This is a genomic window from Isoptericola sp. NPDC056578 (assembly GCF_042793275.1).
GTDB lineage: Bacteria > Actinomycetota > Actinomycetes > Actinomycetales > Cellulomonadaceae > Isoptericola.
In genome coordinates, this window is record NZ_JBHTVC010000002.1 from 66,399 (window position 1) to 89,943 (window position 23,545).

A 23,545-nucleotide genomic window follows, 5' to 3' on the forward strand; every position below is an offset into this window, starting at 1 on the left:
ATCCCGCGGCGCCGCTGTGTGTGTCGGCTTCTCTGCGCCCCCCCCGGGGGGGGGGCGCGGCGGGGCCCCCCCCCCCCCCCCCCCCCCCCCCCCCCCGCCGGGATCCGGCAGAACGGGCACTGCGCCACCGAGCCGTCGGCGGGCTTGTCCTGACCGCCGATGTAGACCATGCGGTGCGGGGTCCACAGGCGCTGCAGCCCGTCCTCGGGCGGGCCGAAGCCGGCCGCCGGGACGGTCGTCGAGCCGGGTTCCTCGCCGTGCTCCTCGTGGTGGCCGGTCATGCGCCCCCCGCTCAGACCTGGGCGCGGTCGCGCACCGCCGCGACGATGCGCTCGATCGCGTCGGCGACGGGCACACCGTTCTCCTGGGTGCCGTCGCGGAACCGGAACGACACGGCCCCGGCCTCGACGTCCTCGCCCCCCGCGATGAGCACGAAGGGCACCTTCTCCTTGGACGCGTTGCGGATCTTCTTGCCGAAGCGGTCGTCGGACAGGTCGACCTCCGCGCGGATCCCGCGCGCCGTGAGCTGGGCGACGACGTCCTTGAGGTAGTCGTCGAACGCCTCGGCGACGGGCACGCCGAGCACCTGCACGGGCGCGAGCCACGCCGGGAACGCGCCCGCGTAGTGCTCGATGAGCACCCCCATGAACCGCTCGATCGAGCCGAACTTGGCGGAGTGGATCATCACCGGCTGCTGCTTGGTGCCGTCCGCCGCGGTGTACTCGAGGCCGAAGCCCTTGGGCTGGTTGAAGTCGTACTGCACCGTGCCCATCTGCCAGGTGCGGCCGATCGCGTCCTTGGCCTGGACGGAGATCTTGGGCCCGTAGAAGGCGGCGCCGCCCGGGTCGGCGACGAGCTCGAGGCCCGAGGCGACCGCGACCTCCTCGAGCACCGCGGTGGCCTTGGCCCAGTCCTCGTCGGTGCCGACGAACTTGTCCTTCTTCTTGTCGTCGCGCGTGGACAGCTCCAGGTAGAAGTCGTCGAGACCGAAGTCGCGCAGCACCGAGAGCATGAAGTCCAGCAGGTGCTTGACCTCGGCCGGCGCCTGCTCCGGGGTGACGTACGAGTGGGAGTCGTCCTGGGTCAGGCCGCGCACGCGGGTGAGGCCCTGCACCACCCCGGACTTCTCGTACCGGTACACCGACCCGAACTCGAAGAGGCGGATCGGCAGCTCGCGGTAGGAGCGGCCCCGGCTCGAGAAGATGAGGTTGTGCATCGGGCAGTTCATCGCCTTGAGGCGGTAGCGGCCGTGGTCGCCGACGTCCTCGAGGTCCAGCGGCGGGAACATCGTGTCGCCGTAGTACGGCAGGTGGCCCGACGTGTAGAACAGCTCTTCCTTGGTGATGTGCGGCGTGCCGACGTAGGAGAATCCCTCCTCGATGTGCCGCTGGCGGACGTAGTCCTCCATCACCCGCTTGATCACGCCGCCCTTGGGGTGGAACAGCGGCAGGCCCGACCCGACCTCGTCGTGGAACGAGAACAGGTCCATCTCGGAGCCGATGCGGCGGTGGTCGCGGCGCTCGGCCTCGGCCAGGCGCTCGAGGTACGCCTTGAGCTCGTCCTTGCTGGGCCAGGCGGTGCCGTAGACGCGCTGCAGCATCGGGTTCTTCTCGCTGCCCCGCCAGTACGCGGCCGCGTTGCGCATGAGCTGCACGCCGTTGCCGATGAGCCTCGTGCTGGGCAGGTGCGGCCCGCGGCACAGGTCCTTCCAGACCACGGTCTCGCTCTCGCGGCCGGCGCCGCGGACGTTGTCGTAGATCGTCAGCTCGCCGCCGCCGACCTCGACCGACGACCCGTCCTCGTCCGACGAGCCGCCCTTGAGGCCGATGAGCTCGAGCTTGTAGGGCTCGTCGGCCAGCTCGGCGCGCGCCTCGTCCTCCGTGACGACGCGACGGCGGAAGGTCTGGCCCTCCTTGATGATGCGCGCCATCGTCTTGTCGAGGGCCTTGAGGTCCTCGGGGGTGAACGGCGTGGCCACGTCGAAGTCGTAGTAGAACCCGTCGGTCACGGGCGGGCCGATGCCGAGCTTCGCGTCCGGGTTCACCTGCTGCACGGCCTGGGCCAGCACGTGCGCGGCGCTGTGGCGCAGCACGGCGAGCCCGTCGGGCGAGCCGATCGTCACCGGCTCGACGACGGTGCCGGGCGCCAGCTCGCGCGAGAGGTCCAGCAGCTCGCCGCCGACGCGCATCACGACGACGTCCTTGCGGCCCGCGAAGAGGTCCGTGCCCGTCGTCGGCGTCTGCACCGTCACCGTGTCCTGGATCTTGTCCTGCGCGGCGTCGTCGGGGTTCGGTGGCATCGGCGAGGCGACGTCGGACACGTGCTGCTCCTTGCGGGTCGTGGGCGCTGCGGACGGGCACGGGCAGCACCTGGGCGGGACCGCCCGGGGCTGGGCGCCGGGCACGGTCGTGGGGCGCCACCATCGGTGACGCCCCACGATCGTACTCATCCGCGGGCCCCCGGCCCGCGCCACGCGCCGTCGGGCCCGCGCAGACGCCCCGGTCAGACGCCGGGGCGGGCGGCGGGGCCGTCGTCGTTGCGCTTCTTGGCCTCCGCGGCCGCCTTGTCGACGTAGCCGTCGACGTTGTCCGGCGTCCGCTTCTTCACCTCGGCCGCCGCCTTGTCGATGTTCTCGTCGGTGGCGAGGTCCTTGATCTTCTCCTTGGCCTTGTCGAACAGGCCACCCAGGCCCGAGCTCTCGCTCATGCTGCTCCCCCTCCGGCGCCGGCCGGCCCGGTGCCGTCCGGCCGCCGTCCAGACCACCACGGTCGTCGCGCACGCGCGACCCGGGCGGGCCGTCGTCCGAGCATCGTCGTGGGAGCACCGTCACCCGGGGAATCTTTGTGAAGGACTTCACAAGAATCGTCGGTGCAGGTCAGGCGATGTGGTCATACCATAGAGACAGCGCCAGACCCGGCGCAGTCCAGACCGGCCGCGGACCACGCGACCCGGCACCCGGAGGGGACCATGACCACCACCCGCACCACCCAGCGACCGGTTCGCATCGTCGGCCTCGTCGCCCTGATCGCCGGCATCCTGATGATCGGTGCCGGAGCCGCCACGTGGGCGACGGTGAGCACGCAGCTCGCCGCCCAGGACATCACCGTCTCCGAGGACGCCGCGTTCCTCGGCGGAGCGACGGTGGACGGCCCGCTCACGGCGTACGCCCAGGCGCAGGTCATCGACAAGCACGCGCTCGAGGCCACGGGCGGCCAGACCTACGCCCAGCTCGAGCAGGACGACCCGCTGCGCGCCACCGCGATGAACGCCTCGTTCCTGCGGGCCTCGCTGTTCACGTCGGTCGTGGCCTACGGCGTGAGCGCCCTGGTGATGGGCCTCGGCGTCCTCTTCGGTCTCATGGGCTGGTCGCTGCGCCGCCTCGCCGCGGAGCCGGCCGTCGCCACCGCGACCGTCCCCGCCGCCACCGCCAGCCCGGCGCGCGGCCGGCTCAACCCGGCCGTCTGACCCGGCCGTCTGACCCGGTCGACCTCGCCGCCCGCGGCGACACCCCACGGCCCGCCCTCCCGACCCCGGGACGGCGGGCCGTGGTGCGTCGGCGTCACCCGCACCGTCGTGGGCCACGCCGTCGTGCGCCACCATGGACCGGTGCCCGTCGTCCCGCCACCCGACTCCCCCGACTACCCGAGTGCCGCGCGCACCGCGCCGACGCTGGCGGCGCTCGACGCGCACCTCGTGGAGTGCCGGGCCTGCCCGCGCCTCGTCGCCTGGCGCGAGGAGGTCGCCCGCGAACGGCGCGCCGCGTTCCGCGACGAGCACTACTGGGGGCGCCCCGTCCCGGGCTTCGGCGACCCCGCCGCCCGCGTCGTGGTCGTGGGGCTCGCCCCCGCGGCCCACGGCGCGAACCGCACGGGCCGGATGTTCACCGGCGACCGCAGCGGCGACTTCCTGTTCGCCGCCATGCACCGCACCGGGTTCGCCAACCAGGCCACGTCGGTCGCGGCCGACGACGGCCTCGAGCTGCGCGACATCCGCGTCACCGCCCCCGTCCGCTGCGCGCCGCCGGAGAACAGGCCGACCCCCGAGGAGCGGCGCCGCTGCGCGCCGTACCTGGCGCGAGAGCTGGAGCTCGTGGGCTCCGGCGTGCGCGTCGCCGTGGCGCTCGGCGGCATCGGCTGGCAGGCGCTGCTCACGACGCTCGCGGAGCAGGGCTGGGACGTGCCGCGACCCCGGCCGCGGTTCGCCCACGGCGCCGAGGTGACGCTCGGACGCAGCGCGGACGGCACCGCGGCGCCGGGCGCGGGCCCCACCCTCACCGTGCTGGGCTGCTTCCACGTCTCGCAGCAGAACACGTTCACCGGTCGCCTCACGCCGGACATGCTGGACCACGTGCTGCGTCGTGCCCGCGAGCTCGCGGACGCCTGAGCGGCGACCAGTTCGTGCGGGGGTCGTGCGGGAGGCGTGCGAGCGGTCGGGGCGCGCGAGAAGACGGGGCTCGTGTCCGGGGCTCCGGCTAGGGTCGCGGCGTGACCGTGACCATCCTGACCGGGCCGCCCGGCGCGGGGAAGACGACCGTGGCCGCGCTGCTCGGCGCCGCGACGGACCGCCCCGCCGTGACCCTCACCACCGACACGTTCTACCGGTCGATCACCACCGGGTTCGTGCCGCCGTACCTCTCGGGGTCGCAGCGCCAGAACGAGGTCGTCGCCGAGGCGCTCGTCGCGGCGGCGACGGCCTACGCCCGGGGCGGCTACGACGTCGTGCTCGACGGCGTCGTCGGCCCGTGGTTCCTGCCCCCGTTCCGGACCGCGGCCGCGCGGGAGGGCTGGGACCTCGCGTACGTCGTCCTGCGGCCCGCCCTCGACGCCACGCTCGCGCGCGCCACCGGCCGCGCGGACGCCGAGCTGCGCGACCCGGCCGCCGTACGGAGCATGCACGCCGCGTTCGCCGACCTCGGCGACCTCGAGCCGCACGCCCGCGACACGACCCACGAGGAGCCCGCGCTCACGGCCGCGGCGGTGCGCGCGGCCCTGGACGACGGCGCGTACCGGCTCGCGCCCGACGCGACGCCCGACGAGACGCCCGACGACCGTGTCGACCCGCCCCTGCGGGCGGACGAGGCCACCACGCTGCGGGCGTACCTGGGTTACCACCGCGACACGCTGCGGCGGAAGACCGCCGGGCTCACCGCCGCACAGCTGCGCACGCCGCTGCCGCCCAGCACGATGACGCTCGGCGGGCTGCTCAAGCACCTCGCGTACGTGGAGTCCAACTGGTTCGTCGAGGTGTTCGACGGCGCGCCGGCCATGCCCCCGTTCGACACCGCCGACTGGGACGCCGACCGCGACTGGGAGTGGCACAGCGCGGCGGACGACTCGCCGCAGGACCTGCGCGGGCTGTTCGACGCCGCCGTCGCGGCGGCCGACCGGTCGATCGACGCGGCGCTCGCGACCTCCGGGCTGGAAGGCACGTCGACCCGCGAGTCGAGGCGGCCCGGCGAGGGCGCGTTCAGCCTGCGCTGGATCCTCGTGCACATGATCGAGGAGTACGCGCGGCACAACGGTCACGCCGATCTGCTGCGCGAGGCGCTGGACGGCACGACCGGCGAGTGACCCGCCCCGCCCGCCGGGTCAGGCGGGCGCGGAGCGGGCCCGCTCCCGGGCCTCGCGGCGCGGCCGCAGCAGGAACTGCTCGGTCGTGTACCCCACGACGACCGCGACGATCACGACCGGCGCCATCCCCGACGCACCCGACCCCAGCAGCATGACCACCAGCACCGTCGAGGAGACGGGGAACGGCAGGGTCGCCGCCGTGGCCGCGCCCATGCCGGCCGCCAGGGCCGGGACCGCGCCGTACCCGGGCAGGTCGGCGGCGAGCACCCCGGCGGCGGCCCCCAGCAGGACCGCGGGGAAGATCGGGCCGCCGCGCAGGGTGCCGAGGGACACGGCGTAGGCGACGCCCTTGAGCACGAGGAGCGCCACCAGCGCCCCCGCCCCCCAGGCCGCCGGGTCGGCCGCGAGCGTCGGGAGCAGCGCCTGCCCGGAGAGCGCGACCTCCTCGGGCGAGCGGCCGGTGGCCAGCGCGTAGGCCGCCGCGCACACGGCGACCACGAGCGCCCCGAGGACGGCCGCGGGGAACGGGCGGGACGCCGCCCGCCTTGCGACCCCTTCGCCCAGGCGGTGCACGAGCCGCACGACGACGGCGACGAGCACGGCGACGGGCAGGGTCCACAGCACGTCGCCGACGTCGGGCCGGGCGGGGGCGTCGACGTCGGGCAGCGTCAGCGACGCGATCTCGAGGCCCGTCCACGTGCCCATGCCGGTGAACACGAGGGCGCCCACCCCGGAGGCCGCCAGGGAGGGGAGCACGACGGCCGCGAGCCGCGCGCCGGCCAGCCCGGTCAGCGCCGAGGCCTCGACGACGAAGACCGCCCCGACCACGGGGCTGCCGAAGATCGCCGACAGGGCCGCGGCGGAACCCGCCACCGCGATGACCTGGCGCGCCGGGTCGCCGAGCTTGTCGTCCCACGGCCGCACCAGGACCAGGGCCAGCGCGGCGCCGATCGCCAGCAGCGGCGCCTCGGGGCCGAGGGCGACGCCGAGCGGGAGACCCGCGAGCGCCGCCAGGAGCACCCCGGGGACGTGGGACGCGGGCACGGGCCCCAGGCTCAGGCCGTCGACGGGCACGTGCCCGCCGTGCCCCGGCAACGAGCGGACCGCGACCCCGACCGCGACGCCGGCGACGGCCAGCCACGGCAGGGGCCACCACCAGGGCGGTCCGTCGAAGCCCCACGCCTCCGGGAGCGTCTCCCACACCAGGTGGGTCAGCTCGTGCAGGACGGCGAGGAACAGGAAGGCCGCCACCGACACGGGGATGCCGAGCAGCGCGCAGACGCCGAGGAACCGCGCCCACGGACGACGCGTGGTCGGGTTCTCGGCGTTGGCGTCGGCGGCGGTCACGGTTGCTCCTCGAGGTGCGCGGGTCGCGGGCGACGGCGCTCGCTCAACCGAGCAGCTTGGCCTTGGCCGCGGCGAACTCGGCGTCGGACAGGATCCCCGCGGCCTTGAGGTCGCCCAGCTGCTTGAGCTTCGCGATGAGGTCGTCCTCCGCGGGCGCGGCGGGCGCCGCGGCGACCTGCGCCTGCTGCTGGGCGTAGGCCTGCTGCTGGGCGTACGCCTGCTCCTGCGCCTGCTGCGCCTGGTACTGCTGGGACTCGTACTGCTGCTGCTCGCGCGAGGCGGCGCGGCGGTTCATCGCCCTGCTGGTCGCGTTCGCCGTCCCGGTGATCACGGCCGTGCGGGCCATCGTGCCGATCAGCCCGGGCCGGCCCATCCGTCGCAGAGGGGGCATGTCAGTTCTCCTTCTCGATCTCGTCGGTGAGCGCGTCGATCGCCTCGGCCGGCACACGCGTCCAGTCGAGCACCTGCCCGCCGGCGCCGCGCACGGCGGCGCCGAGGCCGCGTGCCCACGCGTGCTCGAACACGAGCATCCCGACCGCGGAACCGGGGGCGAGCTCGTCGGCGATGTCGTCGACGTCCTCGGCGGCGAGCAGCCCGGCGGGCTCTCCCACGATGCGCGCCAGCTCCTCGGCGCCGCTCTCGCTCGCCTCGAGCCACTCGACCGAGCCGTCGTCGCCCTTGCGCACGACCAGCGCGTCGAGCACGTCGATCGTGCCGGCGTCGACGAGACGCCCCAGCTCCGCGAGGATCTCGCCCTTGAAGTCGCTCCGGGGGAACTCGATGAGCACGAGCTCCACGGGTCCGGTGGGTCGCATGTCCTGCCTCTCGGTCGGCGTGTCGGCGAGGGTGCGGACTCGCCGACGCCGCCACCCGTGCCCGTCCTGCGGACACTGTGGCACCGCTGCGGACGGTCCGCATGCCGGGCGGCACAAGTCACCCCGCGTCACCTTCCCGTGGCCGAAGTCGCAGGTCATCCGACCCGGCGGGCCGGATCGCGGCGACCGTCAGGCCGTGCCCGCGCCGCACGACCCCCGCACCGTGAGCCGCGGCAGCAGCGCGACGTGCCGGGGCGACCCCTGCACCCCGGGCACCTCGCCGCCCTCGTCCCCCACGATCCGTCCGACGAGCACGCGCAACGCCTCCCGGCCCAGCTCGCGGCGGGGCGGCGTGACCGTCGTGAGCGGCACGACGGCGAGCTCGGCGTTCTCGTCGTCGTACGCCACCACCGCCAGGTCCTCGGGCACGCGCACGCCTCGGTCCAGGGCCGCCTCGACCAGGCGCGCGGCGTGGTCGTCGGTGTGCACGAGGACGGCGCGCGTGCCCGTCTCGCGGCACCGGTCGAGGAACGCGGACAGCTCGCGCCCGAGACCGGCCGGGTCCCCCTCTCCCTTGGGCAGCGACACGTCCGGGCCGGGCTCGACGCCGAGACGGGCGACCGCCGTCGCGAACCCCTCGCGCACGTGCGGGGCCGTCGGCGTCCGGTCGTAGACCGCCAGGCCGATCCGGCGGTGCCCGAGCCCGGCGAGGTGCTCCACCGCGAGCACGGCCCCGTGGGCGTGGTCGGACCGCACCTGGTCCAGCTCGCTCAGGGCGGTGAGGGCGTCGACGCGCCGCTCGACGACGACCACCGGCACGGGCACCGACCGCAGCCAGGCCGCGAGCTCCTCCGGCGACCGGTCCCGGGTGGTGGGGGCGACGACGATCCCCTGCACGCCCAGCCCCACCAGACGGTCCACCTGCGCGGCCTCCACCTCGGGCCGGTAGTGCGAGACCCCGAGCACGAGGCGGACGTGCAGGCTGGGGGCCAGCGCCTCCATGCCGCGCACGAGCGGTGGGAAGTGCACCGTGGAGCTCGGCACGACGACGCCGACCAGCACGCGTGCGGCCTGCGGCTCGCGCGCCGAGCGCAGCGCCACCGCGCCGCCGTGCACGCGCGCCAGCCGCCCCGCGCGGTCGAGCTCGACGATGTCGCGGCGGATCGTCACCTCGGCGACGCCGAGCGCGGCGGCCGCCTCTGCCGAGCGCACGCTCCCCCGCAGCTCCAGCTCGCGCAACAGGTACTCGTGCCGGGCCGTGGGCAGGTGCATGGGGCCTCCTTCGTCGTCGAGCGGGTCGGTCGGGCAGCAACCTAGCGGACGATCCGGCGCCCGATGTCCGGGGATGATCGAAAATGACCGGACCTTCCGTGAGCCGTCGCGCCTGGGCGAGGATGCCGAGGTGACACCCGCCGCGACGCCGCCCCGCACCTTCAGCACGACCGACGCCACGACGGGAGGGACCACGGGTGCCCCGGCGTCCGACCCGCGCCTCGCGCCCGCGCGGCGCTGGACGCGTGACCGGTGGCTCGCGACCGCCGACGGCCTGCTCGACGCCGTCCGGCCCTACGCCTCCCCGGGCGGCGCGCTGATCGCGCTGCCCGGGCCGGTCAGCGCGTCGGGCGTGTGGAGCGACGGGCTCGAGGGCTACGCGCGCACGTTCCTGCTCGCGGCGTTCCGGCTGCGCGGCGAGGACGGTCGTGACCCCGCGGGCCTGATCGAGCGGTACGCGGCCGGGCTGCGGCACGGCACCGACCCGGCCGGCGACGAGCGCTGGCCGCGGGTCGACGAGCGCCGGCAGGCCGTGGTGGAGGCCGCGTCCGTGGCGATCGGGCTGTCCGAGACGCGGCCCTGGCTGTGGGACCGGCTCGACGACGGCACCCGGCAGCGCACGGTCGACTGGCTCTCCGGCGTGGTCGGGACCCGCGGGTACACGAACAACTGGCTGTGGTTCCAGAACGTGATCGAGGCGTTCCTGGCGAGCGTCGGCGGCCCGTGGGCGCAGTCCGACCTGGACCACAACGCCGAGACGGCCGAGTCCCTGTACGTGGGCGACGGCTGGTACTCCGACGGGCGCGGCCGCGGCGGGCGGCGCCAGAACTTCGACCACTACGCGGGCTGGGCCTGGCACGTCTACCCGCTGCTGCACGCGCGGATCCAGGGCCGCCCGCTCGAGCGCGTGCACGCCGACCGCCTGCGCGCCTACCTCGACCAGGCCCGGCACCTGGTCGGCTCGCGCGGGGCGCCGATGCTGCAGGGCCGCTCGGTGACCTACCGGCACGCCGTGCTCGCCCCGTTCTGGGCGGGCGCGGTCGCCGACGCGACGCCGCTGTCCCCCGGCGCGACCCGCGCCCTCACGGCCGCGGTGGCCGAGCATTTCGACGCCGCGGGCTCCGTCGACGACCGCGGGCTGCTGCCGGTCGGCTGGCACCGCCGCTACGACCGCGTGCGCCAGCTCTACACCGGCGGGTCGTCGCCGTACTGGGCGAGCAAGGGGTTCCTCGGCCTGCTGCTCGGCGCCGACCACCCGGTCTGGACGGCCGCGCCCGAGCTCCCCGAGGCCTGGCAGGAGCCGCACGCCGTGGCTCTCCGGGCGCCCGGGTGGCTGGTGAGCGCCACCCCCGCCGACGGCGTCGTGCGCCTGCTCAACCACGGGTCCGACCGCGCGATCGAGCACGCGCTGACCGTCCGCGGCGACGACCCGTTCTACCGGCGCCTCGCCTACTCGGGGGTCACGTCGCCCCAGCTGGCGGCGGGCGACGTCGCCGCGCCGCTCGACTCGCACACGGCGCTCCTCGACACGGGCGGCCTGCCGTCCCACCGCGACACCGTCGAGCGCGTGCACCTGGACGACGCCGTGGCCGTGTCCCGCTCCCGGGTCTGCTGGCTCGACGTCCCCGGCCGCGGTCCCGACGGCGAGGGCCCGGACGACGGGCAGGGCGACGACGCCGGGTGGGCGGGCCTGCGGCTCGGCCCGGTGCTCACGACCGCCTCGGTGGTGCGCGGGCCGGACGAGGTGCGGCTGGCGTGGTGGACTCCCGCGACGACGGCGGCCCCCGGCCGGGCGCCGGCGCCGGGCACCACGGCCGAGGACCTCGACCGGGACGCCGCGTGGCCCGTCGACGCCGGCCCCTGGCGGCTGCACGTGGGCGGCTGGCCGCTCGCCGCGGCGAAGGACGGGGCGCTGCACGTCGAGCGGAGCGCCGACCGCTCCGGCACCCTGGTCCGGGTCGTCCGCGACGACGGCACGTCCTCGCACGTGCGCGCCCTGCGCGTCGCGGTCGAGGACGGCGGCGCACCGGTCCCGTCGCCCGGCACACCGGCCGAGACCTCGCTCGACGTCGTCGGCGCGGTGCGCCGGGCCGGGTCGGACCCGCTCGGCGCGGCGTCCGCCGTGCCCTGGCTGCGCACGTCGGCACCGGTCGCGGCGGGCGAGGTGGTCGCCGCCCTCGTCGTCCTCACGGGCGAGGACGGCGCCCGGCACAGGCCGGCGCCCGCCGTGCGGGTGCGTCGCGGCGCCGACGGCGGCCCGCCCGCCGCCGTGGAGGTGCGCTGGCCCGACGGCCCTGTCGACGCCGTACCGACGGGCTCGGCGTCGTGACGCGGCTGCGCGCCGCCTTCGCCATGCGGCACGCCGACCTCGTGTCCGAGCTGTTCGACGACGCCGCGGTGGCCAGGCTGCGCACCGTCGCCGACGTGGCCGAGGGCGTGCTCACCCCGGACCTGCTCGCCCGGGCCGGCGAGCGCGGGCGGGGACCGACCGGCGGAGTCCTCGGGGACGTCGACGTGCTCCTCACCGGCTGGGGCGCACCCCGGCTCGACGACGCGCTGCTGCGGCGCGCGCCCCGGCTGCACGCCGTCGTGCACGCCGCCGGGTCGGTGAAGCCGCTCGTCACGCCCGCGCTCTGGGCGCGCGGCGTGCGGGTGTCCAGCGCCGCCGCGGCCAACGCGCGCCCGGTGGCCGAGTACACGCTGGCGACGGTGCTGCTGGCGGGCAAGCGCGTGCTCGAGGCCGCGGACGCGTTCGGGGCCCACCGCCGGTTCGACGGCTGGGACCTCCCCGACCCGCTCGGGAACCACGGCCTGACGGTCGGCGTCGTCGGCGCGTCGCGGATCGGCCGGCAGGTGATGCGGCTGCTGGAGCCGTTCGACGTCGACCTGCTGCTGCACGACCCGTGGGTCGACGCCGACGGGGCGCGCGCCCTCGGCGCCACGGCCGTGTCGCTCGACGACCTCGCGCGGGCGAGCGACGTCGTCACCGTGCACGCCCCCGACCTGCCGGAGACGTACCGCATGATCGGCGCGCGCCAGCTCGCTCTCATGCCCGACGCGGCGACGCTGGTGAACACGGCCCGGGGGCGGCTCGTCGACACCCCGGCGCTGACACGGGAGGTGGTGTCCGGCCGGCTGCGCGCCGTCCTCGACGTCACGGACCCCGAGCCGCTGCCCGCCGACCACGCCCTGTGGGACGCCCCCGGGGCGCTGCTCACGCCGCACGTCGCCGGGTCGTTGGGCAACGAGCTGCGCCGCCTCGGCGACCTCGCCGTGGGAGAGGTGGAGCTCCTCGCGGCCGGGGCACCGCTCGGGCACGAGGTGCTCCCGGAGCAGCTCGGCACCACCGCCTGACCGGGCACGCCCGAAGGATCGCCGGGCCGTCGGGTCCGGTTTTGCACGTTTCACGATCGGTTGCTCGCTCTCCTCGCACGATGGGCACGTCCACCGACGGACAACGCACCCACCGTCACGAAGGAGTGACCCATCGTGGTCGACGTCAGCCGCCGTACCGTCCTCACCTCCGCCCTCGCCGCCGGCGCGGTCGCCGCGCTCAGCGCGCGCACCGCGAGCGCCGCGCCGGCCACGGCCGCGGTCCCGCTCGTCCCCACCGGGCACGACCCGGTCGACGTGCGCTGGCTGGAGGGCGGCGCCCCCGCCGCCCTCGCCGGCGGCGCCACCTGGGGCGTGCCCTGGCCGCGCGGCGCGCTGGCCGGCGACCAGACCTTCGCCCTGGCCACCGCGGCCGGAGAGTCCGTGCCCGTGCAGACCTGGCCCACCGCGTGGTGGCCCGACGGGTCGGTGAAGTGGACCGCGCACGCGGTGAGCGAGTCCGCGCCGCGGGCCGACACCTACCGGCTCGCGCCGGGCACCCCCGCGCAGGGCGCGCACACGATCACCGTGCAGGAGAACCCGGGCCGCGTCGTGGTGGACACCGGCGTCGTGCAGGTCGAGTTCGGACGGCAGGGCGACAAGATCGTCCGGGCGATCCGTCGTGGGCGCGACGTGATCGCCAAGGACGGGCGGCTCGTCGTCCAGCGGCAGGACTCCCCCGACACCGACCGTGGCGCGAAGCTCGGCTTCGAGGAGTTCGCCGGAACGGTCGAGAAGGTCACCGTCGAGCAGTCCGGCCCGGTGCGCGCCGTGGTCAAGGTCGAGGGCAGGCACCGCAAGGGACGCCGCGACTGGTTGCCGTTCGTGCTGCGCTTCGCCCTGTTCGCCGGGTCGGACGGCATCCGGCTGGTGCACACGTTCTTCTTCGACGGCGACGAGGACAAGGATTTCGTCACCGGGCTCGGCGTGCGGTTCACCGTGCCGATGCGGGGCGAGCTGTACGACCGGCACGTCCGCTTCGCCGGCCCGGACGGCGGCGTGCTCGCCGAGGCGGTGCGCGGTGTCACGGGGATGCGCCGCGACCCGGGCGAGGCGGTGCGCACCGCCCAGGTCGAGGGACGGGCGCTGCCCGACCCGGCCACCTGGGACCAGCGGGTCACCACCCGCCTGAAGTGGATCCCCGCCTGGGGCGACCACAGCCTGTCGCAGCTGACCGCCCACGGGTTCGAGATCCGCAAGCGCACGGGTGCGGGGCACTCGTGGATCCGGTCCGACTCCGGCACGCGCGCGCCCGGTCTCGGCTACGTCGGCACGCCGTCCGGCGGGCTCGCCTTCGGGATGCGCGACTTCTGGCAGCTGCACCCCACGGAGCTGGAGATCACCGGCGCCGCGACGGACGAGGCCGACGCCACGGTGTGGATGTGGTCGCCGCGCGCCGAGGCGATGGACCTGCGCTTTTACCACGACGGCATGGGCCAGGACACGTACCCCGAGCAGCTCGACGCGCTCGAGATCACCTACGAGGACTACGAGCCGGGGTTCGGCACCCCCTACGGCGTCGGGCGCACCACCGAGCTGATGTTCTGGGCCCTGGCCGCCACGCCCACCGCCGCGCGGTTCGCCGAGCTCGCCGCGGCGACCGCCACCCCGCCCCTGCCCGCGAGCACACCGCAGCACCACCACTCCGCGGGCGTGTTCGGGTCCTGGTCCCCGGTCGACCGGTCCACGACGGCGAGGTCGACCATCGAGGACCGCCTCGACGCGATCCACCGCTACCACCTGGAGCAGGTGGACCAGCGCTCCTGGTACGGCTTCTGGGACTACGGCGACGTCATGCACTCCTACGACGGCGACCGGCACCAGTGGAAGTACGACGTCGGCGGCTACGCCTGGGACAACTCCGAGCTGTCGACGGACCTGTGGCTCTGGTACCACTACCTGCGCACCGGCGACGCGCAGGCCTTCCGCTTCGCCGAGGCCATGAGCCGGCACACCGGCGAGGTCGACCAGTACCACCTGGGCGAGTGGAAGGGGCTGGGCACCCGGCACGGCGTGCAGCACTGGGGCGACAGCGCCAAGCAGGTGCGCATCAGCAACGCGAACTACCGGCGCTTCGCCTACTTCCTCACGGGCGACGAGCGCTCCGGCGACCTGCTGCGCGAGCTGGTCGACTCCGATCGCACCTACCTGGTCCTCAACGCGGGCCGCAAGGTGGACGGCTCCACGGGCGAGTACGACCCCGACCCGACGGCGCTCCCGCTGAGCAAGACCACCGACTGGGGCGCCATCGCCGGGGCGTGGCTCACCGAGTGGGAGCGCGGGGGCGACCCGCGGGCCCGGGAGCGGCTGCTGGCGAGCGCGCGGTCGATCGCCGCGCTGCCCAACGCGTGGGTGCAGGCCGGCTCCACCTACGACCTGGAGACGGCGACGTTCAGCTCGGGCCCGGAGAAGGCGGTGGAGGTCGGCAGCCTCAGCTCCGTGTTCGGCCTGATCGAGGTCATGACGGAGCTGCTGGACCTGGTGGACGAGCCGGAGGTCGAGGCCCGCTGGGTCGAGTTCTGCCGCCTGTACAACGGCTCCAAGGCCGAGCAGAAGGAGGCGACCGGCTCGGACTGGGGCAGCCTCAACCTCAAGCAGTCGTACTCCCGCGCCACCGCGTACGCCGCCGTGCGGCTCGACGACGACGCGCTCGCTGCGCGCGCCTGGAAGGAGCTCGCGACCGGGCACGCCGGCTACCCCGACGACATGGACTGGGGCACGCACCGGGTGGAGCCGCCGGCCGTGCTCCGCGCGGTCGACGAGGCCGGCTTCTCGTCCAACGCGTCGGCGCAGTACGGGCTCGCGGCGATCCAGTGCCTCGCCCTCGTCGGGGAGAAGCTGTCGTGAGCGCCGCACCGCGTGGACGCCGCGCCGCGGCGCTCCTGCTCGCCGCGGCCGCCGTCGTCACGGGAGGCCCGGCCGCCTCGGCGAGTCCGGCGGCCGACGCCGGGCGGCCGGGCCTCGGCGGCCCCCGGCCAGACGCCGCGCTGCTCGAGGCGTGCACCGGCACCGCCCCGGTCGTGTGCACCTACCCGGACCTGCCGCCCGGCCACTACGACGTCACCGTGATGCTGGGCGACCGGCACGGCCCGGCCGGCACCGAGGTGCAGGCCGAGGCCCGGCGCCTCATGGTCCCCGCCGTCGACACCGCCGACGGCGAGCTCGCGAGGCGCACGTTCACGGTCAACGTGCGCGACCCCGAGAGCCAGCAGAACCAGCCCGCCGGCGAGGGCACCCCGGGCCTGACGCTCACGTTCACCGGCGACGCGCCGCACGTCGCCGGGATCGGGATCCGGTCCGCCGACGTCCGCACCCCGCGACTCGCCCTGCTCGGCGACTCCACCGTCACCGACCAGGGCGGTGCGCCCTACACCGGGTGGGGCCAACGCCTGCCCGCGCACCTCCGGCTCGGGGTGAGCGTCGTCAACCACTCCGGCTCCGGCGAGAGCACGGTCTCCGTGCTCGCCAAGCCGGAGATGTTCGACGCCCTGGTGCCCCAGCTGCGGCCCGGCGACGTCGCGCTCGTGCAGCTCGCGCACAACGACAAGACCACGACCGCCGAGCAGTACCGCGCCAACCTGACCGAGATCGTCACCCGGGTGCGAGCCACGGGAGCGACTCCCGTGCTCGTCACCCCGATCGTCCGGCTCCGGTTCGACGGCGACCAGCTCGACTCCGCCGGCCTCATCGAGACCGCCGCGGGCAGCCTCCCGCAGCACGTCCGTGACGTCGCCGCCGACCTCGACGTCGACCTCGTCGACCTCACCGCGCTGAGCGAGGAGCTGGTCGAGGGGCTCGGACCCGTCGACGCCCAGCCGATCTACCTGGTCCGGCAGAACGGCGACCGCACCCACACCTCGTGGTACGGCGCCGGCGTCTACGCCGACCTCGTGGCGCGCGAGCTGCGTCGGCTGGGGCTGGTGCCGGAGCGGTACTGGCGCTGAGCCCTCGTGCCCACGTGGCTCAGATCCGCCCGCGCACCGGCGTGGTCGCGGCGTCCGTGCCGTCCTCGGGCATGACCATCTCGGCGCGCACGCCGAGCAGCCGCACCTCGCGGCCGGGCTCCAGCCCGGCCGCGAGGTCGAGCACCGCGGCGGTCACCTCCTGCAGGGAGCGCGTCGGCGCCGGCAGCTTCCGCGACAGCGTCCTGGTGAAGAACGGCGCGTAGCGCACCTTCAGCCCCACCCGGAAGACGGCCCGCCCCTCGGCCTCGGTGTCGGCGTGCGCCTGCGCCGCCAGCTCCCGCAGCGCCGCAGCGACCTGCTCGGGTGTCGTGAGGTTGCGCTGGTACGTCGTCTCGCGGCTGTGCCCGCGGGCCACCCACGGGGTGTCGTCGACGACGGCGGAGCCCTGCCCGCGGCCCAGCTCCCCGTACCAGGCGCCCAGGCGCGGCCCGAGCTCGCCGACCAGGACGGCCTCGTCCGCGGCGGCGAGCCGCGCGACCGTGTCGATACCGTGCGCCGCGAGCCGCTTCGACACCTTCGCTCCCACGCCCCACAGGTCGACGGTCGGTCGCTCCCCCATCACGTCGAACCAGTTCTCGGCGGTGAGCCGGTACACGCCCGCCGGCTTGCCGAACCCGGTCGCGATCTTCGCGCGGACCTTGGTGTCGCCGATACCCACCGAGCAGTGCAGCGAGGTCGCGTCGAGCACCGCCCGCTGCACGAGCCGGGCGAACCCCTCCGGGTCCTCGCCGTCGTACCCGAGGAACGCCTCGTCCCAGCCGAGGACCTCCACCACCGTGCCCAGCCCGCGCAGCGTCTCCATCACGTGGGCGGAGGCCTCCTCGTACACCGGGCGGTCCACCGGCAGGAGGACGGCGTCCGGCACCTTGCGGACCGCCGCACGCAGCGGCATCCCCGACCGGACGCCGAACGCCCGCGCCTCGTACGACGCGGTGGAGACCACCGCGCGCTCCGTCGGGTCGCCGCGCCCGCCGACGATCACCGGCCTCCCCGCGAGCTCCGGACGCCGCAGGATCTCGACCGCGGCCAGGAACTGGTCGAGGTCGACGTGCAACACCCAGCGGAAGCTGCGCGGGCCCATGCCCCGAGTCTGCGTCACCGCCCTGCGGGTGACGAGCGGGCGAAAACCGCGGCCCCGCGCATCCGGCGCCCCGACGACGCCTCTCTCCCAGGGCGACCAGCCCCGGGTCGCACCACCCCCTGGAAGAGAGCACCACCATGTCCGTCTCCACCCCGACCCACCGCCCGACCCACCGCCCGACCCACCGCCCGACCCACCGCCCGACCCACCGCCCGACCGCCGGCGTCCCCGCCCCCGGCGCCCCCGCCGACCCGGCCGCGCGCCGCCTCCCGAACGCGCTCGCCGAGCAGGTGGCGCTGCGGCTCGACGTCGCCGTCACCGCCCTCGCCCGGTTCCTCACCCGGTGGTCCGTCCCGGCGCTGCGCGTCGCGCTCGGGCTCGTGTTCCTCGGCTTCGGCGTCCTGAAGTTCTTCCCCGGCGCCAGCCCCGCCGAGCAGATCGCGGGCCGCACCGTCGAGACGCTCACCCTCGGGCTCGTCCCCGCCGCGACCGCCGTCGTCCTGGTCGCGGTCATGGAGACCTTCATCGGCCTCACCCTGGTCAGCGGGCGACTGCTGCGCGTGGGCCTGGTCGTCCTCGCCGTCGCCATGGTCGGGATCCTGTCGCCCGTCGCACTGTTCGGCGACGAGCTGTTCGGGCACGGCATGACCCTGCTCGGGCAGTACGTGCTCAAGGACGTCGTCCTCGTGGCCGGTGCGGCCGTCGTCGCCTCGTGCGCACTCGGGGCCCGTCTGCGGCTCGAGGCGTGAGCGGACCGCCGCACCCGCCCCGCGTCATCGTCGGAGGGCCGCCGACCACCGGTCAGCGGCCCTCCGGCACGCCGTCCTGCGCCGCCCGGCCGTCCCCGCGCCGCCGGTCGTCCGCGCGGCGGTGCGCGTCGATCGTCGGCCCGTGCCGCTCGCCCCACCCCGCCAACGCCGCCAGCGGCACCAGGAGCGACGCACCCAGCCCCGTCATCGCGTACTCGACGCGCGGGGGCACCTCCGGGTAGACGGTCCGCGCGACCAGCCCGTCCCGCTCGAGGCGCCGGAGCGCCACCGCGAGCAGCCGGTGGGAGATGCCCTCGACCCTGCCGAGCAGCGTCGTGAACCGCACGGGCCCGTCGCCGAGCTCGGCCAGCACCGTCAGCGACCACTTGTCACCCACGCGGTGGAAGAGCTCCCGGACCCTGCGCCGGTCGTCCTCGCCCGCGCACGCCGAGCCCGCCGCACCGTCCCAGGTCCCCGCGCCGTCCCAGATCTCCGCGCCGTCCCCGATCTCCGTGCTCGCCATGCTCGCTCCGTCCCGATCCGCACCCCGGGGTGCGTGACGCACTTCATGGTGCGGGTGGCCGACCGGGCATAGGGCACCGGTCACCGGAGGTTCCCGCCATCGACCACAACACGTCGGGGCGACCGAGATCGTCCCGACCCGACGGAAGGCGCACCATGACGACGATCGCGATCATCACCGGCAGCACCCGACCCGGCCGCTACAGCGAGCGCGTCGCGCGCTGGGTGCTCGACGTCGCGGGACGGCGCGACGACGCCCGCTTCGAGCTGGTCGACCTCGCCGAGCAGGACCTGCCCCACCTCGACGAGCCGGTCCCCGCCTCGGGCGGGCAGTACGCCGGCGAGCACACCCGGCGGTGGGCGGCGACCGTCGCCCCGTTCGACGGCTTCGTGTTCGTGACCCCCGAGTACAACCACTCGGTGCCCGGGGTCCTCAAGAACGCCCTCGACTACCTGTACGCCGAGTGGAACGACAAGGCGGCGGGGTTCGTCGGCTACGGCGTCCTCGGCGGCGCGCGGGCCGTGGAGCACCTGCGCCTGGTCGCGGCCGAGCTGCAGCTCGCGACGGTCCGCACGCAGGTGGCGCTGTCGTTCCACCACGACTTCCGCGAGTACCGCGAGCTCGACCCGGAGCCCCGGCAGCGCGCCGCGCTCGACGAGCTCCTGGACCAGGTGGTGGCCTGGTCGGACGCCCTCGCGCCGCTCCGCGCGGCGCGGGCGGCGGCCGCCGCGGCCTGACCGACCCGTCGGGGAGGACGCGGCGCGGTCGACCGTGGACCGCGCCGCGTCCGGATCGTGAGAATTCTCGGGAGCAGCCTGGCGTTCTGCGAAACGGCTGCTATACCTCCGCCCCAGGTCAAGAGCCCCAGCGCGAAGCCCCGGCTGGCTGGGCAGCAACCCCACGTCACGGCGGGGTGCTCCGGAGGATGACCAGGCCGCCGGCCGGCCCGTCCGCGGGCCGAGACGCCGCGCGGCAAGCGTGATCGACGGACTTGCGAGGTACACCCGATGACCGAACCCACCCGCCCCTCCGCCGCCTCCGTGGTGGTGGTCTCCGGCAACCCGCGCGAAGGCTCGCGCACCCTGGCCGCGGCCGAGGCCGCCGGGCGCCGCGTCGCCGAGCTGCTCGGCACCACGGACGTGGCGACGATCGAGCTCGCGGCGTTCGCGGGCGAGATCCTCACGGCCGCGCACCCGGCCGCCGACGAGGCGAAGGACCGCCTGGCGCGCGCCACGGTCGCCGTCGTCGCGACCCCCGTCTACAAGGCCTCCTACACGGGTCTGCTCAAGGCGTTCCTCGACCTCTACGGGCCGGACGGCCTGGCGGGCGTCGTGGTCGTGCCGCTCGTCGTGTCCGGCAACCCGGCGCACGCGCTCGCCGGCGAGGCGCACCTGCGGCCCGTCCTCGTGGAGCTGGGTGCCGTCGTGCCCACCCGCACCCTGACCCTCACCGAGGCGCAGCTGCCCGACCTCGGCCAGGCGCTCGACCCCTGGTTCGCCCGCTGGGCGACGCCGCTGCGGCGCGCCGCCGGCGTACCCGCCGCGCCGGCCGCCACCGCCACGGCCGCCACGACCACCACCACGACGGACGCCACCGCCGCCGAGCTGACGGGAGCCGCCCTGTGACCACGGAGCACACCCACGCGCACACCGACCTGTCCGCCCTGTCCGAGATCGAGGAGCTCCTGGCCCAGCAGGACGAGCCCCAGCTGTCCCCCGACGAGTTCAAGACGGTCTTCCGCCAGCACCCGGCAGGCGTCGCCGTCGTCGCGCTCGCGCACGAGGGCCGCCCCGTCGGGTTCACCGCCACGTCCGTGATCTCCGTGTCCGCCGCGCCGCCGCTGCTGGCGTTCTCGCTGGCGTCCACCTCCTCGTCGTGGCCCGCCGTCTCGGAGGCCAGCACGCTCGCGATCAGCTTCCTCGCCGACCACCAGGACCACCTCTCCGCCCGGTTCGCGACGAGCGGCATCGACCGCTTCGCGGACGGCGGCTGGACGGCCCTGCCCTCGGGCGAGCCCGTGATCGACGGGGCGGTCTCGTGGGTGCGGGCCCGGGTGGTGCAGCGGACGCCGGTCGGCGACAGCTACCTGGTGTCCCTGCGCGCGCTGCAGTCCGGGTCGGACGACGCCTCGCCGCTCGTCTACCTCGACCGGACCTACCACCGGCTCGGCGACGAGTCCCAGATCTGAGAGGCGGCCCCCCGCACCATGACCACCCTGACCTCTCCCTTCCTCGTGGGGCTCGACGTCGACGGCGCGGGCGCGCACCCCGCGGCCGTCACGAGCACGGGGATCGCCGTGACCGAGCTCGTCTCCGCCGCACGGCTCGCCCGCACGGTGCGGCGCGCCGAGCACGCCGGCGTCACCTTCGCCACGTTCGCCGACGCCCTGCTGCCCGCGGTCGCGGGGTCGCCCGCCTCCGCGCGGCTCGACGCCGTCACCCGCGCGGCGTTCGTGTCCCGCACCACCACCGCGATCGGCCTGGTGCCCCAGGTGCCGACCACCTACCCGGAGCCGTTCCACGTGGCGGCCCAGCTCGCGTCCCTCGACATCGCGGCCTCCGGCCGGGGCGGCTGGCTCGCCGGCACGACCCGCACCCCGGAGACGGCGGCCGCCTACGGCCGCGACGACGTCGCCGACCTCGCCCGCGAGGCCCGCGACGTCGTGCAGGTCGTGCGCGACCTGTGGGACTCGTGGGAGGACGACGCCGTGATCCGCGACGTCGCCACCGGCCGCTACGTGGACCGCGACCGGCTGCACCACGTCGACTTCGTCGGCGAGAGCTTCGCCGTCAAGGGCCCGCTCATCACGCCGCGCCCGCCCCAGGGTCAGCTCGTGGTGCTCGCGGCGGCCGCCGACGTCGCGCCCTCGGTGCGCGCCGAGCCCCTGGTCGACGTCGCGCTCGTCGGCGGCACCGACGTCGCCACCGCCCGCGCGGCGGCACGCGCAGCGACGGCCGCGGGGACCGGCGGGCCCGACGGCGCCGCCCGGGCGGTGCTCGACCTGGAGGTGGTGCTCGACGCCGGCGACCGCACCGCGACCGCCCGGCTCGCCGAGCTCGACGCCGCCACGCCCTCGGAGGCGCGCACCGGCTGGGGCACGGGCGCGCTGCGGTACACCGGCGACGCCCCGGGCCTCGCCGGCCTCCTCGCCGAGCTCGCCGCGTCGGGCGACGTCGCCGGCGTGCGGCTGCTGCCCGCCGTCCTCGACGCCGACCTGCCGGTGCTCTCGGGCGACGTGCTGCCCGCGCTGCGCGCCGCCCGGCTCACCGCGGCGCCCCGCGCGGGCACCACCCTGCGGGAGACGCTCGGGCTGCCGCGCCCCGCGAACCGCCACGAGACCCGACCCGACGCCGGCACCCGGGCGCGGCGCGCCGCCCCGACCGCCGTCGCGACCGCCTGAGGAACTCCGATGACCACACCGACGACACTGCACGCCCCCGACGCGCCGATCACCCGCCCCCGCGCGCAGGTGCACTTCGGCGTCTTCTTCCAGGGCGTCAACCACACCACCATCTGGTCCGACCCGGAGTCCGGGTCGCAGACGGACTTCGCCTCCTTCGAGCGCGTGGTCCGCACCGCCGAGCGCGGGCTGTTCGACGCGTTCTTCCTCGGCGAGGGCCTGCGCCTGCGCGAGACCCGCGGCCGGATCCACGACCTGGACGTCGTGGGCCGCCCCGACGCGATCACCCAGCTCGCCGCGCTGGCGGCGATCACCGAGCGCATCGGCCTCGTCGCCACCCAGAACACGACGTATCACGACCCTGCCGACCTGGCCCGGCGCCTCGCGAGCCTCGACGTCCTGTCCGGCGGGCGGGCGGCGTGGAACGTCGTGACGACGGACAACGCGTGGACCGGCGAGAACTTCCGCCGCGGCGGCTACCTCGACCACGCCGACCGCTACGAGCGGGCCGCCGCCGTGCTGGCCGTCGCCCGCGGGGTCTGGGACGCGTTCCCGGACGGCCCCGACGGCGACGTGGCGCGGGTGAACGTGCCGGGCGCCGACCTGCGCACCCCCCGCGACCTGGTGCTCGACGTCACCACGCCCCGCAGCCCGCAGGGCCACCCGGTGATCTTCCAGGCGGGCGACTCGCCCCAGGGGCGCGACTTCGCCGCCGCGCACGCCGACGTCATCTTCTCCCGGCACGGCGCGGTGCTCGCCGACGCGCTGGAGTTCGCGGCCGACGTGCGCCGCCGCGTCGTCGCCGCCGGACGGCCGGAGGACGACGTGAAGATCTTCCCGGGCACCGCGATCGTCGTCGGCGACACCCCGGCCGAGGCCGAGGAGAAGGCGCGCTGGGTGCGGCACGCCCAGGTCACGCCTGCCACCGCGCTGTCGATCGTCGGCAACATCTGGGGCGAGGACCTCTCGTCGTACGACCCGGACGGCCCCCTGCCCGCGCACGACCCGGTGGTCGAGGAGCTGGGCGGCGAGCGCGGCTCCGCGACCACGGGGGCGCGCACGCACGAGGTCGCCCGGCAGTGGCGCGCCCTCGCCGAGGCGGAGCACCTGTCGATCCGCGAGCTGGTGATCCGCAACGCGGGCGAGCGCGGCTTCACCGGCACCCCCGGCGCCGTCGCGGACGAGCTGACCCGCTGGGTGCGCACCGGCGCCGTCGACGGGTTCAACCTCAGCCCGTGGATCGTGCCGTCCGGGCTGGACGACGTCGTCGAGAAGGTGGTGCCCGCACTGCAGGAGCGCGGGGCCTACCCCACCGCGTACGAGGGCGTCACGCTGCGCGAGCACCTCGGGCTGCGCGAACCGCTCACCCGGCGAGCCCGGGGGCGGTCCGCGACCGTCGACGCCGACAGCGAACCGACGCTCGTTCCCACGCCCTGAGCACGTACTCTGCG

Annotated in this window: 21 protein-coding genes, 1 pseudogene and 1 riboswitch; of the genes and pseudogenes, 13 read left to right on the forward strand and 9 right to left on the reverse strand. The window is 75.6% G+C overall.

What is annotated here, in order from left to right:
* Window positions 1–78: 78 nt before the first annotated feature.
* The 3 genes and pseudogenes from ACFQ80_RS01265 to ACFQ80_RS01275 all read right to left on the reverse strand — a co-directional run.
* Window positions 79–281 (reverse strand): annotated as a pseudogene (locus ACFQ80_RS01265) (hypothetical protein); the annotation flags it as partial.
* A gap of 11 nt (window positions 282–292) precedes the next feature.
* On the reverse strand, window positions 293–2,320 hold the full coding sequence (gene thrS, locus ACFQ80_RS01270) for a threonine--tRNA ligase (protein WP_430551193.1): 2,028 nt from the start codon (window positions 2,318–2,320) through the stop codon (window positions 293–295).
* A gap of 182 nt (window positions 2,321–2,502) precedes the next feature.
* Window positions 2,503–2,706: a hypothetical protein gene (locus ACFQ80_RS01275; protein ID WP_430551192.1), complete on the reverse strand. Its 204-nt coding sequence runs from the start codon at window positions 2,704–2,706 to the stop codon at window positions 2,503–2,505.
* 261 nt (window positions 2,707–2,967) lie between these two features.
* On the opposite strand from ACFQ80_RS01275, the gene ACFQ80_RS01280 reads away from it, so the two are divergent.
* From ACFQ80_RS01280 to ACFQ80_RS01290, 3 genes are all read left to right on the forward strand, one after another.
* A complete protein-coding gene (locus ACFQ80_RS01280; RefSeq protein WP_430551191.1) occupies window positions 2,968–3,465 on the forward strand; it encodes an aromatic ring-opening dioxygenase LigA in 498 nt (165 codons plus the stop codon).
* A 141-nt stretch (window positions 3,466–3,606) separates the two neighbouring features.
* Complete coding sequence (locus tag ACFQ80_RS01285; protein WP_430562257.1) at window positions 3,607–4,383, forward strand: uracil-DNA glycosylase; 777 nt, start codon at window positions 3,607–3,609, stop codon at window positions 4,381–4,383.
* Between the two features lie 101 nt (window positions 4,384–4,484).
* A complete protein-coding gene (locus ACFQ80_RS01290) occupies window positions 4,485–5,570 on the forward strand; it encodes a DinB family protein (protein ID WP_430562258.1) in 1,086 nt (361 codons plus the stop codon).
* An 18-nt stretch (window positions 5,571–5,588) separates the two neighbouring features.
* Here the strand turns inward: ACFQ80_RS01290 and ACFQ80_RS01295 are convergent, their stop codons facing one another.
* From ACFQ80_RS01295 to ACFQ80_RS01310, 4 genes are all read right to left on the reverse strand, one after another.
* Complete coding sequence (locus ACFQ80_RS01295; RefSeq protein ID WP_430562259.1) at window positions 5,589–6,917, reverse strand: chloride channel protein; 1,329 nt, start codon at window positions 6,915–6,917, stop codon at window positions 5,589–5,591.
* A 43-nt stretch (window positions 6,918–6,960) separates the two neighbouring features.
* On the reverse strand, window positions 6,961–7,308 hold the full coding sequence (locus ACFQ80_RS01300) for an SHOCT domain-containing protein (protein WP_430551187.1): 348 nt from the start codon (window positions 7,306–7,308) through the stop codon (window positions 6,961–6,963).
* Between the two features lies 1 nt (window position 7,309).
* The gene (locus tag ACFQ80_RS01305; protein WP_430551186.1) at window positions 7,310–7,732 is read right to left on the reverse strand and encodes a DUF6325 family protein; all 423 of its coding nucleotides are present in this window, start codon (window positions 7,730–7,732) and stop codon (window positions 7,310–7,312) included.
* A 189-nt stretch (window positions 7,733–7,921) separates the two neighbouring features.
* Window positions 7,922–9,004, reverse strand: coding sequence for a substrate-binding domain-containing protein (locus ACFQ80_RS01310; protein ID WP_430562260.1), 1,083 nt, complete (start codon window positions 9,002–9,004; stop codon window positions 7,922–7,924).
* Between the two features lie 130 nt (window positions 9,005–9,134).
* On the opposite strand from ACFQ80_RS01310, the gene ACFQ80_RS01315 reads away from it, so the two are divergent.
* The 4 genes from ACFQ80_RS01315 to ACFQ80_RS01330 all read left to right on the forward strand — a co-directional run bounded on the left by ACFQ80_RS01315 (window position 9,135) and on the right by ACFQ80_RS01330 (window position 16,320).
* Window positions 9,135–11,333: a DUF2264 domain-containing protein gene (locus ACFQ80_RS01315; RefSeq protein ID WP_430562261.1), complete on the forward strand. Its 2,199-nt coding sequence runs from the start codon at window positions 9,135–9,137 to the stop codon at window positions 11,331–11,333.
* Entirely contained in the window at window positions 11,330–12,358 is a 1,029-nt protein-coding gene (locus ACFQ80_RS01320) for a hydroxyacid dehydrogenase (protein WP_430562262.1), read from the forward strand. The genes ACFQ80_RS01315 and ACFQ80_RS01320 overlap by 4 nt, the downstream gene beginning before the upstream one ends.
* Window positions 12,359–12,493: 135 nt before the next feature.
* Window positions 12,494–15,223, forward strand: coding sequence for a Tat pathway signal sequence domain protein (locus ACFQ80_RS01325; RefSeq protein ID WP_430562263.1), 2,730 nt, complete (start codon window positions 12,494–12,496; stop codon window positions 15,221–15,223).
* The gene (locus ACFQ80_RS01330) at window positions 15,220–16,320 is read left to right on the forward strand and encodes a GDSL-type esterase/lipase family protein (protein ID WP_430562264.1); all 1,101 of its coding nucleotides are present in this window, start codon (window positions 15,220–15,222) and stop codon (window positions 16,318–16,320) included. Before ACFQ80_RS01325 ends, ACFQ80_RS01330 begins: the two co-directional genes overlap by 4 nt.
* A 19-nt stretch (window positions 16,321–16,339) precedes the next feature.
* Here ACFQ80_RS01330 and ACFQ80_RS01335 read toward each other — a convergent pair whose 3' ends face one another.
* Window positions 16,340–17,422: a DNA polymerase IV gene (locus ACFQ80_RS01335; protein ID WP_430562265.1), complete on the reverse strand. Its 1,083-nt coding sequence runs from the start codon at window positions 17,420–17,422 to the stop codon at window positions 16,340–16,342.
* Window positions 17,423–17,559: 137 nt separating this feature from the next.
* On the opposite strand from ACFQ80_RS01335, the gene ACFQ80_RS01340 reads away from it, so the two are divergent.
* Window positions 17,560–18,171, forward strand: coding sequence for a DoxX family membrane protein (locus tag ACFQ80_RS01340; RefSeq protein WP_430562266.1), 612 nt, complete (start codon window positions 17,560–17,562; stop codon window positions 18,169–18,171).
* A gap of 52 nt (window positions 18,172–18,223) precedes the next feature.
* On the opposite strand, the gene ACFQ80_RS01345 is transcribed toward ACFQ80_RS01340, so the two are convergent.
* Complete coding sequence (locus ACFQ80_RS01345) at window positions 18,224–18,694, reverse strand: winged helix-turn-helix transcriptional regulator (protein WP_430562267.1); 471 nt, start codon at window positions 18,692–18,694, stop codon at window positions 18,224–18,226.
* Window positions 18,695–18,849: 155 nt separating this feature from the next.
* On the opposite strand from ACFQ80_RS01345, the gene ACFQ80_RS01350 reads away from it, so the two are divergent.
* The 5 genes from ACFQ80_RS01350 to ACFQ80_RS01370 all read left to right on the forward strand — a co-directional run bounded on the left by ACFQ80_RS01350 (window position 18,850) and on the right by ACFQ80_RS01370 (window position 23,531).
* Window positions 18,850–19,431, forward strand: coding sequence for an NADPH-dependent FMN reductase (locus ACFQ80_RS01350; protein WP_430551177.1), 582 nt, complete (start codon window positions 18,850–18,852; stop codon window positions 19,429–19,431).
* Between the two features lie 116 nt (window positions 19,432–19,547).
* A riboswitch (SAM riboswitch) is annotated at window positions 19,548–19,679 on the forward strand.
* A 22-nt stretch (window positions 19,680–19,701) separates the two neighbouring features.
* Window positions 19,702–20,319 carry an NADPH-dependent FMN reductase gene (locus tag ACFQ80_RS01355; protein WP_430562268.1) on the forward strand — a complete coding sequence of 206 codons (618 nt, stop codon included), beginning with the start codon at window positions 19,702–19,704 and terminating at the stop codon, window positions 20,317–20,319.
* Window positions 20,316–20,882, forward strand: a complete 567-nt coding sequence (locus ACFQ80_RS01360; RefSeq protein WP_430551175.1) for a flavin reductase family protein — start codon at window positions 20,316–20,318, stop codon at window positions 20,880–20,882. The genes ACFQ80_RS01355 and ACFQ80_RS01360 overlap by 4 nt, the downstream gene beginning before the upstream one ends.
* An 18-nt stretch (window positions 20,883–20,900) precedes the next feature.
* On the forward strand, window positions 20,901–22,094 hold the full coding sequence (locus tag ACFQ80_RS01365) for an LLM class flavin-dependent oxidoreductase (RefSeq protein WP_430562269.1): 1,194 nt from the start codon (window positions 20,901–20,903) through the stop codon (window positions 22,092–22,094).
* A gap of 9 nt (window positions 22,095–22,103) precedes the next feature.
* Window positions 22,104–23,531, forward strand: a complete 1,428-nt coding sequence (locus tag ACFQ80_RS01370) for an LLM class flavin-dependent oxidoreductase (RefSeq protein ID WP_430562270.1) — start codon at window positions 22,104–22,106, stop codon at window positions 23,529–23,531.
* The last annotated feature ends 14 nt before the right edge of the window (window positions 23,532–23,545 follow it).

What these genes read in the sequence shown, in the direction of transcription:
- ACFQ80_RS01275 (WP_430551192.1), bottom strand. Translation starts at nt 2,706, where the DNA reads ATGAGCGAGAGCTCGGGCCTGGGTGGCCTGTTCGACAAGGCCAAGGAG.
- ACFQ80_RS01280 (WP_430551191.1), top strand. Translation starts at nt 2,968, where the DNA reads ATGACCACCACCCGCACCACCCAGCGACCGGTTCGCATCGTCGGCCTC.
- ACFQ80_RS01300 (WP_430551187.1), bottom strand. Translation starts at nt 7,308, where the DNA reads ATGCCCCCTCTGCGACGGATGGGCCGGCCCGGGCTGATCGGCACGATG.
- ACFQ80_RS01305 (WP_430551186.1), bottom strand. Translation starts at nt 7,732, where the DNA reads ATGCGACCCACCGGACCCGTGGAGCTCGTGCTCATCGAGTTCCCCCGG.
- ACFQ80_RS01310 (WP_430562260.1), bottom strand. Translation starts at nt 9,004, where the DNA reads ATGCACCTGCCCACGGCCCGGCACGAGTACCTGTTGCGCGAGCTGGAG.
- ACFQ80_RS01335 (WP_430562265.1), bottom strand. Translation starts at nt 17,422, where the DNA reads ATGGGCCCGCGCAGCTTCCGCTGGGTGTTGCACGTCGACCTCGACCAG.
- ACFQ80_RS01340 (WP_430562266.1), top strand. Translation starts at nt 17,560, where the DNA reads ATGTCCGTCTCCACCCCGACCCACCGCCCGACCCACCGCCCGACCCAC.
- ACFQ80_RS01345 (WP_430562267.1), bottom strand. Translation starts at nt 18,694, where the DNA reads ATGGCGAGCACGGAGATCGGGGACGGCGCGGAGATCTGGGACGGCGCG.
- ACFQ80_RS01350 (WP_430551177.1), top strand. Translation starts at nt 18,850, where the DNA reads ATGACGACGATCGCGATCATCACCGGCAGCACCCGACCCGGCCGCTAC.
- ACFQ80_RS01355 (WP_430562268.1), top strand. Translation starts at nt 19,702, where the DNA reads ATGACCGAACCCACCCGCCCCTCCGCCGCCTCCGTGGTGGTGGTCTCC.
- ACFQ80_RS01365 (WP_430562269.1), top strand. Translation starts at nt 20,901, where the DNA reads ATGACCACCCTGACCTCTCCCTTCCTCGTGGGGCTCGACGTCGACGGC.
- ACFQ80_RS01370 (WP_430562270.1), top strand. Translation starts at nt 22,104, where the DNA reads ATGACCACACCGACGACACTGCACGCCCCCGACGCGCCGATCACCCGC.